We start from the raw sequence: 13,152 nt of genomic DNA on the forward strand, positions 1-13,152 counted from the left end.
CGGCGCGCCGGCCGGGCCCCGGCGTCAGTAGCTCCAGGGGTGCTGATCGGCCGGGTCGGCCTCGGCCGCCAGGTCGTCCGCCAGCGCGGCGATCACGGCGCGCCCCTCGACCTGGGCCAGCCAGGCGTGCGGGAGGCGGACGTCCCCGTGCAGCGCGCCCAGCAGGTTGCCGCAGAGGGAGCCGGTGGAGTCACTGTCGCCGGAGTGGTTGACGGACAGCAGCAGGGCCGCCTCGACCGGGGTCCGCGGCGGGTCCGGGTGGCTGTGCCTGCCGTCCTGGTCCACGTAGAAGACCTGCGGCCGGGTGGGGGCCAGCGCCGCGTAGACCGCGATGCCGAGCGCCTCCTCGGCGACCCAGCCCGCGCCCAGGCTCTCCACCTTCTCCGCGGTCGCCTCGCCGTCGCCCGCCAGGTCGAGAGCCGCGCGGAGGGCGGCGGTCGTCTCCTGGTGCCCCGGGTAGCGCGACAGCAGGTGCAGCGTCCGCAGCACGGCGGCCTCCAGCGACTCACCCTGGACGAGGTGGCCGACCAGCGCGGCGAAGGCCCCCGCCGCGTAGTAGCCGGTGGGGTGGCCGTGGGTGATCCGCGCGCAGGTGGCGGCGAGTTCGAAGGCCCGCTCGGGCGCGAGGCCGGTGAAGCCGAACGGCGCCGAGCGCATCACCGTCCCGCAGCCCTTGGAGTCCGGGTTCACCGGCCCGGGAGTGCCGTCCGGCCGGCCGTTCCCGCGCGGGACGTGCGCCGACCGCAGCCCGGACAGGCAGGCGTTGCCGGGGGCGCGGCGCGCGTACAGCCAGGCCTCCTCGCGCAGCCACCCGTAACGGTGGCCGGCGCCCCCGGCGGCGGGCGGGGCCGGGTGGTCCTGGGTGTCGAGCCAGCGCAGGTACGCCTCGCGGACCAGGCCGGTCTCGTCGACCGGGCTGCCCGCCGCCCTGGACCGGGCGGACCCGAGCAGCAGGCCCTCGGCGGTGAACAGCGTCATCTGGGTGTCGTCGGTGACCCGCCCGGTCACCCCCTCGGCGTCCGGGACCGGCCCGGTGACCCCGGCCGCGCCGTACTTCGCCCGGATCGCGTCCAGGGACAGGAACTCGACGGGATTGCCCAGGGCGTCCCCGATCGCTCCGCCGAGCATGCTGCCGCGGATCCGGGCGCGGCGGACGGCCGACTCGTCCCACGAACGGTGCTTCACTGACAACTCTCCCGTCTCCGCCGGCCGACGGGCGCCACCCGCTGCGGCGCCGCCGGTCCGGCTGCCGGCCCATCCTGCCAGGCGGGCCCGGGGAACGGACCTGACGGTCCCTCCGCCCGGTCGCTCCGTCCGGTCCGTCCGTCCGGTCCGTCCGCCCGGTGACGGGGCCGGGTGCGACCGGTGGCTCCCGGCGCGCGGCGGTGATCGCCCTACGGGGTCCGCGCCCCGGCGGCGACATGGGCGCGGTCGCCGCCGAGGGCTGTGTAGAGCTCGGTCCAGCGGCGGTCGGTGCCGGTGGCGGGCCTGCCGTCGCAGAAGTCCTTCGTGCCGTTGGCGGTGTAGTAGCGCATCAGCTCCAGCACCGACCCGGTGTCGGCGTGCTCGCCGGCGGTGTAACGGCTGCCGGGAGCCTTGGACTGGTGCACCAGGCAGGTCGGGGCGGCCGCACCGGCCTGGGCGTCGAGCGAGCCGTCGTCGGACGCACCGCAGCCGCTCAGGGCGGCGAGCAGGAGCAGTACGGCGAACGGGACGGGGCGTCGGTTCATGACGGGGTCTCCGGGAGGTCGGGCGGTCAGAGGAGCGGAGGCAGGCTGCGGATCATCAGGCCGAGCCCGACGACCAGCACCAGCACCGCGGTGAGCAGGGCGGTGTAGGGGGTGAGGCGGCGGAGCAGGACGAACGCCGGGCGTGCGGAGAGCCGGCCGAGCCGGTCGCCGACCCGTACCAGGAGGAGTCCGACGGCGGTCAGGGTGGCGGCCATGCCGAACCCGTAGGCCACCACCAGGGCCGCGCCGAACACCGTCCGGCCGAGGGCCACCGCCCCTAGGAGCACCACCAGGGCCGAGGGGCTGGGGACCAGACCGCCGGCGACCCCCAGGCCGACCAGGCCCCGGGTGGTGAACGGCTGCGCCTCGGCGGCGGCCGGGCCGTGGGAGTGGCGGTGCCCGAAGAGGCCGTGGCGATGGGGCTTGTCGTGGTGGTGCTGCGGCTGGGTATCGTCGTGCGGGTGGGCCTCGTCGTGCACGTGATGGTGCCCGTCGTGCGGGTGGGGGTGCTGGTCGTGCGCGTGCTGCTGTCCGTCCGGCACCGGGTCGGCGGTGACGCCGACGGCCGCCCCGACCAGTACCGGCCGCCGCGCCGGGTCGGAGGCCGGAGCGCCGCCGGGGCGGTGCTCGTGCAGGTGCTCGTGGTTGTGCTCGTGCCGGCCGGGGTGCTTGTGGTGCCCGTCGTGGTGGTACTCGTCGTGCTCGCGCTCGTGATCGTGCCCGTGGTGCTCCGGGTGGCCGTGGTGCTCGTGCGCTGCCTCGCGCCGCCGGGTCCCGCGCTGCCCGCGCCGCGCGTCGGCGAGCAGACCGGCGCCGACCAGCGCGACCAGGGCTCCGCCGGCCACGCCCAGCCAGCCGAGCACGGTGTCCCCGGCCAGGGCCGAGAAGCTGGTCAGGGCCAGCCCGACGAGCAGCACCCCGGCCGTGTGGGTGGCGGTGACCGTCGCCCCGACCGTCACCGCGTCCCGGGTGCGGCCGCGCCGGCCGGCCAGGTAGGCCGCCATCACGGTCTTGCCGTGGCCGGGCAGCAGCGCGTGGCCGGCGCCGAGCAGGACGGAGAGCAGGACGGCGAGCAGGCCGACCGGCACCGTGAGCCGCTCCGCCCCCGCCAGCGCGGTCAGCTGCCGGGCCAGCCCCTCCAGGCGGGCGGCCGGACCGTCCGCCGCGGGCGTGACCGGCCGCGCGCCGCCGGTACCCGCTCCGGCCCCGCCCGCGACGGCGGTGAACTCGGCCCGGGTGTCCCCCCGCGGGGTGTCCAGCAGATCACGGGGGTAGTCCCGCAGCTCGTCGGAGGCGGAGGTCTCCGGCACCCCCGACTCCGACAGGCGGGCGCCCTCCGCCCGGGCGGTGATCTCGTTCCAGCCGACCCGGGTGGGGTCCGCGCCGGTGTCCACCCGGAGCGCCACCGGCCCGCCCGTCAGGTCGAGCGGCGCCCGTAGCCGGCACTCCAGCCGGCTGGTGCGCAGCGCCGCCTGGCCGGGCGCGTAGCCGAAGGAGGCGGCGGTGACGGTCCAGCCGAGCCGCCGGCCAGGCCCGGCCGGTGCGCCGGGGCCCGGTGCGGCGGTGGCCACCAGCCCCTTGGCGGTCTCGGCGCAGCGGGCGCCCGCCCAGGCCGCCCGTTCGGCCTCGCTCGGGGTGCCGTCGCCGTCGGTGTCGACGGCGGGTGCCGCCTGCAGGGTGGGGATCTCGGCGGTGTCGGTGACGGCCAGGGCCTCGACGCGGTCGGTGCGGACGGTCAGCCCGGTGTAGTGGTTGACCGAGAAGTTGCCGAGCGGGTGGGCCTGGGCGGCGGGCGCGCCGGCGCCGAGCAGCCAGAGCGCGCAGCCGGCCACGGCCGCCGCGCGTCGCGGGACATGACGGTGTGTCACGGGGTGCCTCCGAGGGCGGCGAGGGCGCTGCGGGCCTGCGGTGCGTGCAGCGGGGAGAAGTGGGGGTCCAGGCGCAGGGCCTCGGCGAGGTGCTCGCGCGCGGCGTCCGGCCGGCCCAGGGCGCGTTCGATCTCGCCCTGGTGGTAGGCGAAGAGGGCGTTCCGCCAGCCGTGGCGCCGGGCCTGCCCGGCCAGCGGGAGGGCCTCCTCGTCCTTGCCCTGCCGGTGCAGGGCCCAGGCCAGGGCGTCGGCGACCAGGACGGACCGCCGGCGCTCCCACTCCCCGCGCAGCAGCGCGACGGCCTGCGCCGGGTCGCCGTGGTCGGCCTGGAACCGGCCGAGCGTGAGGTCGTCCAGCACACCGTTGGCGGCCGCGAGTTGCTGCTCGGCGGTGAGCAGCCGGTACTGCTCCTCGGCGGCGGCGCGGTGGCCCAGCGACTCCTGGAGTTCGCCGAGTTCCAGCAGGTACTGCGGCAGCGGGACGCGGGCGACGGCCGCGGTGTAGTCGCGGACGGCGGCGTCCGGGTCGCCGAGGGCCGCCTCGGCGCGGGCCCGGCCGGCCAGGGCCGGGGTGAAGGAGGCGTCGTCCGCCAGGGCCTCCCGGTAGCCGGCGATGGCCGGCCCGGGCCGGCCGGAGTCCTGGTCGAGCTCGGCGATCTGGTACCGGCAGAAGGCCCGGTCGGCCGGGTCGTAGGAGCTGTCGAGGGCCTGTTGGAGGGCCTGGCGGGCTTCGTCGGTACGCCCGTGCTGTTCGAGTTCGTAGGCGGCGCGGGTGAAGGAGGCGGTGCCGGGGTGGCGGTCCAGCAGGTCCTGGACGGCTTCGGTGGCGCCGGCGTCGTCGCCGAGCTGGGTCCGGGCGTCGGCGAGGACGGCGTAGGCCTGCCAGTGCAGCGGCGCCAGGCCGATCGCCCGGTCGGCGAAGTCCCGTGCCTCGCTGAAGAGATGCCGGGCGTTGGCCAGGGCGCCGAGCGCGGTGAGCGCGTCGACGTTGTCGGCCGGGCGCAGGGCCAGGGAGCGGGCCAGCGCCTCGTCCGCCTTCGGGTAGTAGGACGGGTCCGCGGTCAGCCGGGCCTGCTCGACGTACTCGGCGCCGAGCCTGGCCCAGCCCCCGGCGTCCTGCGGGGTGTCGCGCAGGTGTCGCTGGTCGGCCGCGATGCCCCGGCCGAGGGCGTCGCCGTCGGGCGTACCGGCCGTGGCGGTACCGGCGTCGCGCCGGTCGGCACCTGGCGCAGGCGCGGGGGCCGGTCCTTCGCGGCCGAGCGCGCCGAACGCGGCCAGCGTGCCGCAGAGCGCCACGGTGGTGAGCAGCAGGGGCAGTCGGCGCATCGGGGATCCTTCGGGTCGGGCTGGGGTGCGGGACGGGCCGGGGTCCCGCACCGCGTCGGGTCCACCCGGGGGCGGGGCCCCGCCCGGCCGCGCCGGGGAGCGGGCGGCCGGGCGGGGGAGAGCTGTGCCGTGCCGGGGTCGGGTGGGGGCGCTCCGGGTGCGCGGTCGGCCCCGGGCACCCGTACCGGTGCGGGCCCGGCCGTCAGGACCCGGCCCGCACCCGCTTCCGTCAGCCGGCCTGGTTGACGGCCTTGGCGTAGGGCAGTGCCACGTACGGGAACGCGGCGGCGAACGGACGGCCGGCCTGGTTGACGCCGTCACCGGCGGCGAGGGCGGGGATCAGGTTCCCGGGGGTGGCGCCCTCCATCACCTGGAGCGCGATGTCGACCACGTCGTCGCCGAGGCGCCGGCCGTTCGGGAACCCCTGGAAGTCGCCCGCCAGGATGCCGAGGCGGTTGGGGGAGGCGGCGACGGGGGTGGACATGTTGAGCCGCAGCTCCTCGGCCGGCACGAACCGCCGGGCGTCGATGTCCTGGTTCATCAGCTGCGAGTTGAGGTCCACCTGGAAGGGGCCGCCGGTGGCCTTGGCGATCCCGGTGAGGAAGATCTCCTGGAGGTCGGTGCGCGGCGTCGCCGGGGCGGGCAGGCCGTAGATCGCCTGCACCAGCTTCGGGACCTCGGGGTCGAGGACCTTGGCCACCACGGCGGGCTGGTTGTGGTCCTCCGAGGGCGGCAGCGCGTTGAAGGCGTCCTTCAGCCCGGCCGGCACCACCACCTCGTTGACCAGCGGGTTGCCCAGCCGGGAGACCTGGACGTACTTGCCGGTCGGCTCCTCCTTGCCGGGGCTGAGCTTCATGGTCCGCTTCTCGGTGCTGCTCCACACGCCGATGACGGGGTTGCGGGTGGCGTCGCCCTTGTAGGCCAGCCGGCTCTTGGGGACCTGGATGGAGAGGGTGTTGACGTTGTATCCGGCCAGGGTGTTCTGGCCGGTCTCGGTGAGGTTGCCCCCGTAGAGGAGGTCGAAGACCCGCAGGTCGAGGAAGAACGGGTCGGCGGCCTGGGTCGCCACGGTCTGCCCGCCGCCGGGCAGTTGGACGGTGGCCTGGCTGCGCAGCCGCCCGTAGTCGGGCATCGAGGCCTTGCCGGTGTCCGACGGCGCGGCGGTGCCGTGCTCGACCAGGGTCTTGGGCTCGCAGCCGGAGCGGAGCTCCTGGAGCGTGTAGTACTGGCGGAACAGCAGGGTCGGGTCGGCGAGGTTGTTCACCGGGCCGTTGTTGTAGAGGAAGGTGTTGGTGCCGCGCTGGTCCTCGGTGTGGAAGGTCCAGCGGTAGGTGAGGTCGGGCTTGCCGGTGCCCTGGGAGTCGATGTTGATGTCGTAGTGGGCGCCGTCGGCCCAGGGGTAGAAGTTCGGGCCGCCGTTGGGCTCCTGGAAGGGCAGCCAGTTGGCGACCAGGGTGACGCTGTCCTGCTGGTCGGGGCTGGTGAAGGCGTACACGTCGGTGTTGTCGACCTGCGGGTCCGCGGCGATCAGCGGTGCCTCGCGGTGGCTGGACGCCGCGCCGACCCCGGCGCCCGGGCCGGCCAGCGCGCTGGTGGCCAGCGCGAGGCCCATGGCGGCCGTGGCGGCCGCGGTGCGGAGGGTGGACTTGGATCGGGCGCGCCCGAGCACAGGGTTCATCGTTCTCGCTTCCGGTGGGGGCGACTGGGTCGCCCGGTCGGCGTGCGGCGACCGCCGCCCGGTCGGGCCGGTCAGGTCGATCGCCGCACTTCACGGGCCGTTCGACGCGGCCGGCGGGCCGGATTGCCCGGCTCACCCGCACGGCGCAGTCCGTCCACCCGATCGGCCCCCTGCCGGCCTCGGGGCGCGGCCCCGGGCGGCGGGCCGGACCGGGACGCGCGAGTCCCGAGGCCCCGTCATGTCCCCCGTTCGGTCGGCCCCCGGGCCCTGCTGACGGAGGGTCGGACCGACCCGTCGACGGTTGGCCCAGTTGGCCCAGCTCCCCGGGAGATCGCTGCGGCCCCGTGTGATCGTCTTTCCACAGCTGAGCTTTCCTGGGTGGGCGGCAGGTCCGACGTGGTGAAGAGCCGCGGCCCCCCGGTCCGGAGGGCCGTCGTCGACCGGCGGCCCGGTCTTCCAGGGGCTCGACCCCAGGAAGGAAGACACCATGACCGGCAAGCTCTCCCTGACCGTCATAGCCCGCGCGGCCACCGCGACCGCCGGCGCCCTCCTGCTCGCGCTCGCCGCGCTTCCGGGTCAGGCCGCGGTCGCGGCACCGGTGGTGCTCCAGCTGCGGCTCACCCCGACCGGCGCCACCGCCGGCGCCGAGGTCTCCGCCACCCTCACGGTGCTGTCCTCGCGATGTCAGACCGTCCGGTCGCTCGGGGTCGGTGTCCGGGACTCCGCCGGGCACAACCTGGACTTCCCCGGTTCGGCGTCGGACGTCCGGATCTGCCCCACCGGAGTCACCTTCACCACCCGGGCCCGGGCCTTCCCGGCCGGCACCTACACCCAGTTCGGCTTCTACCGGGACGCCTCCGGCTACCACAACCTGACCGGCACGACGCTGACGGTGCGACCGGCCGCGGTCCCGGCCGTCCCGGTCGTGCCCGCCGTGCCGGCCGTCCCCGCCGTCCCGGCCACGGCGCCGCCGCTGGGCGGCAGGTCGCCGGTCTTCCTGGAGGAGTTCAGCCGCCCCCTCGACTGGGGCGCCACCTGGGTCGGCACCCGGACCAGTGCCTACGAGTACGGCGACCACAACCCCAAGGACAACAAGCTGGACCAGCTCACCCAGGACGCCGTCACCGTCGCCGACGGAGCCGCCACCTTCACCGCCCGGCCCGGCTCGCGGGTGCTGGAGAACGGCCTGCGGTCCTGGACGACGGGCCTGCTCACCACGGAGGGGTCGGCGCAAGGTTTCAAGGTCCGTACCGGCGACTACATCGAGACCAGGGTGCAGCTCCCGGCCCGGACGGGGGCCTGGCCGGCCCTGTGGACCTGGAAGGAGGGCGGCAACGAGGTCGACGTGTTCGAGTACCACCCCGACCACCCGGACCTGCTCGAACTCACCAACCACGTGCGGAGCGGCTCCGCCGACTATGCGAACCCGAGGGCGGTCGCCCCGGGCGGCTGGGTCACCATCGGGGTGCTGTGCGGCGCCGGCTCGGACGACTGGTACGTCAACAACACCAAGGTCTACTCCGACCGGACGGGCGTCGGCAGCCAGTGGTCGGCCTACCTGATCCTCAACCTCTCGGTCAGCGCCGGGCGCTACCACCCGGCCCCCGACAGCACGAAGCCGATCACCTTCGCCGCCGACTACGTGCGGGTCTGGCGGTAGGGCCCGCCGGGCGGTGTCCCGGGCCGGCCGCCCGGGCCGTATCCCGGGCCGGTCGCCCGGCCGGCCCGGTGGGCCTCGACACGCGGGGCCGGTCCCTCCTTCGGAGCAACCGGCCCGGCGTGTCGTACGGGCAGTCAGCGGGTACCGGGAGGCGGTGGGACGGCAGGCCAGGGCCGTCCCACCGGCCGTACGGGCGGTGCCCGCCGGGGCACGGGCGGGTGAATCCGGCTGGCCGTCAGGGCCGCCCGGCGGTTGCATGAGGTCAAGCCATTCCCGCCTGACCTTGGGAGGGTCCCGTGCACGAGATGCGAGCCGAAGCCGACCACAGCACCGAGGGGCGGAGTCTGCTGTGGCATGTGGTCGCGAAGGAGGACGGCAGCCGGTCCCTCTGCGGCAGCCGGTTGCAACCGACCGGACCGGCGCCGGCGCCCGGTCCCGGTGGGCCTGACGGGCTGCCGGACCGCTACTGCGCGCCCTGTCTGGACGCCGTGCGCCGCACGATGCAGGCAGCCGGCGGCGCGCCGGGTTCGGCGGCGGTCCCCCCCGCCGCGATCGGCGTGGCCGACGCGCCGCCGGTCGGTGATCCCCAGCCCGCGGGGTGACGCGTGCCGGGCCGGGAGGACCGGCCCGGACGGACGGGTGCGACCCCGGCCGTGCGCGTAGGCCCTGCGGATGGGCCGTGCGTGGAGGCCGTGCGTGAAGCAGGACCGGTGCCCCGGCGCCCCGGGGACGGCGTGATCCGTCCCCGGGGCGCCGGGGCGTTGCCCGTGCCGGGGCTCGTCCGCCGGCCGCTCCCGGGCGCGGGGGTGTTCCCGGCCCCGCCTCTCCGGCGCCCCGTTTGCTCTCCCCGTTTGCCTTCCCCAGGGGCGGAGCGCTTTAATAAATGAATAAGCATTTATTAATGAGGGAGCAGCGGTGGCCGGACGTCCCAGAGGGGTCGACGACGTGGTGATCCTCCGCGCGGCGGCCGAGGTGATCGGCCGGGTGGGCCCCGCCGGATTCACCCTGGCGGCGGTCGCCGCCGAGGTCGGGCTGGTGCCCGGCACCCTGGTCCAGCGGTTCGGCTCCAAGCGCGGCCTGCTGCTGGCGCTCGCCGACCGCTCCGTCGCCGACGCGGACGAGCTGCCCGCGGCACTGCGTCCCGAACATCCGTCGGCGCTCGCGGCACTGGTGGCGCTGCAGGTCGGGTGGGCGGCCCCGATGGCCACCCCCGAGAGCTTCGCCAACCATCTGGCCTTCCTCTGCACCGACCTCACGGACCCGCAGCTGCACGAGCGCGCCCTCGCCGTCCACCGGGCGCAGCGCGGCGCGGTCGAGGCCCTGCTGACGGAGGCCGTGCACGCCGGCGAGCTGCTCGACGGGACGGACGTCCCGGCGCTGGCCGGCACCGTGCAGGCGATCACCGCCGGCGCGGGTCTCACCTGGGCGCTGGAGCGGGACGGCACCCTGCCCGAACGGCTCCGGCGCGAACTCGACGCCGTACTGGCCCCGCACGTACCGCCCCGCCACGGCCACCACCTGGAGGAATCATGACGACGAAGGACCTGCCGCTGGCCGGACGGGTGGCCCTGGTGGCCGGTGGCACCCGGGGCGGCGGGCGCGGGATCGCCGTCGAGCTCGGCGCCGCCGGCGCGACGGTGTACGTGTCGGGCCGCAGCAGCGCGGCCGGCCGCTCCGAGCTGGGCCGCGCCGAGACCATCGAGGGGACGGCCGAGCGGGTCACGGCCGCCGGCGGCCGGGGCATCCCGGTGCGCACCGACCACAGCCGGCCGGAGGAGGTCCGGGCGCTGGTGGACCGGATCGCGGCCGAGCAGGACGGCCGGCTCGACGTGCTGGTCAACTCGGTCTGGGGCGGCGACCCGCTGACCGACTGGGAACACCCGCTGTGGGAGCAGGACTTGGATCGTGGCCTTCGGCTGCTCCGGCAGGCCGTCGAGACCCACGTGATCACCAGCCGGTTCGCGCTGCCGCTGCTGGTCGCCCGCGGCAGCGGGCTGGTGGTGGAGGTCACCGACGGCAACACCGCCCGCTACCGCGGCTCGTTCTTCTACGACCTGGCGAAGTCCGCGGTGATCCGGCTGGCCGTCGCCCAGGCCGCCGAGCTGAAGCCGTACGGCGTCGCCGCGGTGGCGATCACCCCCGGGTTCCTGCGCTCGGAGGCCATGCTGGAGCACTTCGGCGTCACCGAGGAGAACTGGCGGGACGGCGCGTCCCAGGACCCGAACTTCGCCTACTCCGAGACCCCCGCCTACCTGGGGCGCGCGGTCGCCGCGCTGGCCGCCGACCCGGCGGTGCTGGCGCGGACCGGGCGGGCCCTGGCCACCTGGGACCTGTACAAGGAGTACGGGTTCACCGACGCGGACGGCAGCCGGCCGGACTTCGCCGCCCACTGGGCCGCCGAGCTGGAGGAGGAGTACGGGCCGCTCGGCGATCCCCTGTGACGGGCCGGCCAGGGCCGGTTCGTGGCAGCGCCGGCCCGGGCCGGCCCGCCCGCCCGGCCCGGTCGGGTTTCACGGTGCCGTGAGCTGCTCCAGCAGGGTGGTCAGCGTCGCGCCCAGGGGCAGCGAGAGCGTGGTCCTCGCGTACTCGTCCCCGCGGGTCGCCCCCTGGTTGACGATCGCGACGGGTTTGCCGGCCCGGGCGGCGTGCCGCACGAAGCGCAGCCCCGACATCACGGTCAGGGAGGACCCGAGGACCAGCAGCGCCCGGGCGGCGTCGACCAGGTCGTAGCACTGCTGGACCCGGGGCTTGGGGACGCTCTCGCCGAAGAAGACCACATCGGGTTTGAGGACGCCGCCGCAGGCCTCGCACGGCGCGACCCGGAAGGCCTCCACCAGCGCGCCCGGGAGCTGGACGTCCCCGTCCGGGTTGAGCGCCGCGTCCGGGACGAAGAGGGTGCCGTTGAGCGCGTGCAGCCGCCGGTCGAGGTCCGCGCGGGAGCTGCGCCGCCCGCAGCCCAGGCAGACCACCCGGTCGAGCCCGCCGTGCAGCTCCACCGCGCCCAGGGTGCCGGCCGCGCGGTGCAGCCCGTCCACGTTCTGGGTGATCACCGACGAGACGAACCCGGACCGCCGCAGCCCCTCCACCGCCCGGTGCCCGGCGTTGGGCTCGGCCCGGGCGATCGCCTGCCAGCCGACGTGGCTACGCGCCCAGTACCTGCGGCGGCCCTGCTCGCTCGCCACGAACTCCTGGTACGTCATCGGGGTGTGGCGGCGCCGGCTGCCGGTGGCGCCCCGGTAGTCGGGGATGCCCGACTCGGTGGAGAGGCCCGCGCCGCTCAGCACCGCGACGTCCCGGCCGGCCAGCAGGCGCTCGACCTCCGCCAGTCCGCCGGTCCGAGGTGCCGGGCCGGTCTCCGGCCCTCCGGGTGTCCGATGCACATGCATAGAAGCAGCATAGATCGGCCCGGGCGGGAACGGCCGGGTGGCCTGTGCGGCCCGGGGCGGGCGGCCGCACCGCCGGGTCAGAGCTCCGCCAGCCAGGGGTGTCCCGGATGCACCCGGCCGAGCAGCCCGGCGAGCCTGGCCCGCCGGCCCCCGTCCAGCAGGGGGAGGGTGGCCGTGAAGTCCCGCCGGTCCTTGGGGCGGTCCCCCTTGGCCTTGAAGAGCAGGACCAACTCCGGTGCCAGGTAAGGAATCCCCTCCGGTGAGTGCTCGACGACCGCGGTGTACGGCAGCCGGATCGACGGGTCGCGCCGGCAGATCCAGGTCGGGCCGTCGTGCGGCTCGCGGAACACGTCCACCAGGTACTCGCCGGTCGCCCGGTCCCTGAGCCAGGTCTGGTGGGTCAGTTCCAGCAGTTCGGGGGAGAGCCCGGTCCAGAGCAGCCCGGACGCCACCACGTCGAAGTCGTGGCCGGGGAAGCAGGCCGCCACCTCCGGGAACCGCCCGGCCGGGACGCAGATCTCCAGGTCACCGTGCTCGCGGCTCCGGCCGCCCCGGAAGACGTCCAGGGCCCATCCGCCGGCGACGCACCAGGGCGCCGAGAGCCCCGCCAGCCGGCCGGTCACCTCGGCCGGGGTCCAGGCCCGCGTCCAGCGGGCGGCGGCCTCGGCCTCGGTGATCGCGACGCCGCCCGGCGGTGGTTCTTCGCTCATCCGGCCAACCTACCGACGTGAGGGGCCCTGGCGCAGCGCCGGCGACACGGCGCCAGGCCCGAGATTCTGCGGTCGTGTTGACGATCGGTCAGTCCGTCCCTTCGACGGGATACAGGCCGGGGAGGTTGACGACGATCGCCTCCTGGGTGCTCCGGGCGATCACCACCACGGCCTCCACCTCCGGGTCGGGGTTCTCCTCGCGGTGGGGGACGAACGGCGGGACGAAGATGTAGTCGCCAGGGCCGGTCTCCAGTCGCACCTCCTCCGGTTCTCCCGCGGAGTCGTCGGCGAAGACGAAGACCGGGTGCCCGCTGACCACGTAGATGGCCGTCTCGGACTCGCCGTGGTGGTGGTCGGAGGAGGAGGTGGCGGGCGCGACATGGGTCTGGCCCATCCAGAGTTTCTCCGATCCGACCGTGTGACCGCTGACGGCCGCGAACCTCCGCATCCCGCCGGTCTGCGCGGTGTCGCCGTCCAGCGCGCCGGCCCGGATGTGGTGCAACCTGGCTGCCAGGGGGGCGGGTTGGGCCTCGCGGTCGGGCAGGTGCGGGTGGAACCCGGCCCCGGCCTCGGTGGCGGGACGGCCCGTGCTCCCGGCGTGGCCGTGCGCGCGGGCGGCGCCGCCGGCCTCGGACGGGGAGGCGGACTCGGGGTGCGGGTGCGCTGCTGAGCTCATGACGTTCCTTGTACGGGAGTGGACGTGCGGACGGGAGATGCCACGCGGAGGAGTGGGCGCGCGAGAGGCGGGGCCGGACGGGACGGGGCGTGCCGGCGGCGTCCGGCGAGGGTGCGGGG

Annotated in this window: 11 protein-coding genes; 3 read left to right on the forward strand and 8 right to left on the reverse strand. The window is 75.8% G+C overall.

What is annotated here, in order from left to right; genetic code table 11:
- Nucleotides 1-24: 24 nt before the first annotated feature.
- The 5 genes from IE329_RS32670 to IE329_RS32690 all read right to left on the reverse strand — a co-directional run bounded on the left by IE329_RS32670 (nucleotide 25) and on the right by IE329_RS32690 (nucleotide 6,601).
- Entirely contained in the window at nucleotides 25-1,185 is a 1,161-nt protein-coding gene (locus IE329_RS32670) for an ADP-ribosylglycohydrolase family protein (protein ID WP_229927952.1), read from the reverse strand.
- A 209-nt stretch (nucleotides 1,186-1,394) separates the two neighbouring features.
- Nucleotides 1,395-1,730 (reverse strand): hypothetical protein, encoded by a 336-nt coding sequence (locus IE329_RS32675; RefSeq protein WP_190214652.1) that lies wholly within the window; start codon nucleotides 1,728-1,730, stop codon nucleotides 1,395-1,397.
- A gap of 26 nt (nucleotides 1,731-1,756) precedes the next feature.
- Nucleotides 1,757-3,598 carry a sulfite exporter TauE/SafE family protein gene (locus IE329_RS32680; RefSeq protein ID WP_190214653.1) on the reverse strand — a complete coding sequence of 614 codons (1,842 nt, stop codon included), beginning with the start codon at nucleotides 3,596-3,598 and terminating at the stop codon, nucleotides 1,757-1,759.
- Nucleotides 3,595-4,923 carry a tetratricopeptide repeat protein gene (locus IE329_RS32685; protein ID WP_190214654.1) on the reverse strand — a complete coding sequence of 443 codons (1,329 nt, stop codon included), beginning with the start codon at nucleotides 4,921-4,923 and terminating at the stop codon, nucleotides 3,595-3,597. The genes IE329_RS32680 and IE329_RS32685 overlap by 4 nt, the downstream gene beginning before the upstream one ends.
- A gap of 229 nt (nucleotides 4,924-5,152) precedes the next feature.
- Complete coding sequence (locus IE329_RS32690) at nucleotides 5,153-6,601, reverse strand: DUF4331 domain-containing protein (RefSeq protein WP_190214655.1); 1,449 nt, start codon at nucleotides 6,599-6,601, stop codon at nucleotides 5,153-5,155.
- 487 nt (nucleotides 6,602-7,088) lie between these two features.
- Between IE329_RS32690 and IE329_RS41700 the strand changes: the two genes are divergently transcribed.
- The 3 genes from IE329_RS41700 to IE329_RS32705 all read left to right on the forward strand — a co-directional run bounded on the left by IE329_RS41700 (nucleotide 7,089) and on the right by IE329_RS32705 (nucleotide 10,702).
- On the forward strand, nucleotides 7,089-8,261 hold the full coding sequence (locus tag IE329_RS41700) for a glycoside hydrolase family 16 protein (RefSeq protein ID WP_268257361.1): 1,173 nt from the start codon (nucleotides 7,089-7,091) through the stop codon (nucleotides 8,259-8,261).
- A gap of 915 nt (nucleotides 8,262-9,176) precedes the next feature.
- Nucleotides 9,177-9,794, forward strand: coding sequence for a TetR/AcrR family transcriptional regulator (locus IE329_RS32700; protein WP_190214656.1), 618 nt, complete (start codon nucleotides 9,177-9,179; stop codon nucleotides 9,792-9,794).
- Entirely contained in the window at nucleotides 9,791-10,702 is a 912-nt protein-coding gene (locus IE329_RS32705; RefSeq protein ID WP_190214657.1) for an SDR family oxidoreductase, read from the forward strand. Before IE329_RS32700 ends, IE329_RS32705 begins: the two co-directional genes overlap by 4 nt.
- 69 nt (nucleotides 10,703-10,771) lie before the next feature.
- Here IE329_RS32705 and IE329_RS32710 read toward each other — a convergent pair whose 3' ends face one another.
- From IE329_RS32710 to IE329_RS32720, 3 genes are all read right to left on the reverse strand, one after another.
- Nucleotides 10,772-11,647: an NAD-dependent protein deacetylase gene (locus IE329_RS32710; RefSeq protein ID WP_190214658.1), complete on the reverse strand. Its 876-nt coding sequence runs from the start codon at nucleotides 11,645-11,647 to the stop codon at nucleotides 10,772-10,774.
- Nucleotides 11,648-11,724: 77 nt separating this feature from the next.
- Nucleotides 11,725-12,357 (reverse strand): nucleotidyltransferase domain-containing protein, encoded by a 633-nt coding sequence (locus tag IE329_RS32715; protein ID WP_190214659.1) that lies wholly within the window; start codon nucleotides 12,355-12,357, stop codon nucleotides 11,725-11,727.
- An 88-nt stretch (nucleotides 12,358-12,445) separates the two neighbouring features.
- Complete coding sequence (locus IE329_RS32720; RefSeq protein WP_190214660.1) at nucleotides 12,446-13,033, reverse strand: cupin domain-containing protein; 588 nt, start codon at nucleotides 13,031-13,033, stop codon at nucleotides 12,446-12,448.
- Nucleotides 13,034-13,152: the final 119 nt, after the last annotated feature.

This window comes from Kitasatospora indigofera (genome assembly GCF_014655955.1).
Taxonomy (GTDB): domain Bacteria; phylum Actinomycetota; class Actinomycetes; order Streptomycetales; family Streptomycetaceae; genus Kitasatospora; species Kitasatospora indigofera.

Excerpts from the sequence above, each read along its gene's own strand:
- IE329_RS32675 (WP_190214652.1), bottom strand. The coding sequence starts at position 1,730 with ATGAACCGACGCCCCGTCCCGTTCGCCGTACTGCTCCTGCTCGCCGCC.
- IE329_RS32685 (WP_190214654.1), bottom strand. The coding sequence starts at position 4,923 with ATGCGCCGACTGCCCCTGCTGCTCACCACCGTGGCGCTCTGCGGCACG.
- IE329_RS32690 (WP_190214655.1), bottom strand. The coding sequence starts at position 6,601 with ATGAACCCTGTGCTCGGGCGCGCCCGATCCAAGTCCACCCTCCGCACC.
- IE329_RS41700 (WP_268257361.1), top strand. The coding sequence starts at position 7,089 with ATGACCGGCAAGCTCTCCCTGACCGTCATAGCCCGCGCGGCCACCGCG.
- IE329_RS32705 (WP_190214657.1), top strand. The coding sequence starts at position 9,791 with ATGACGACGAAGGACCTGCCGCTGGCCGGACGGGTGGCCCTGGTGGCC.
- IE329_RS32710 (WP_190214658.1), bottom strand. The coding sequence starts at position 11,647 with ATGCATGTGCATCGGACACCCGGAGGGCCGGAGACCGGCCCGGCACCT.
- IE329_RS32715 (WP_190214659.1), bottom strand. The coding sequence starts at position 12,357 with ATGAGCGAAGAACCACCGCCGGGCGGCGTCGCGATCACCGAGGCCGAG.
- IE329_RS32720 (WP_190214660.1), bottom strand. The coding sequence starts at position 13,033 with ATGAGCTCAGCAGCGCACCCGCACCCCGAGTCCGCCTCCCCGTCCGAG.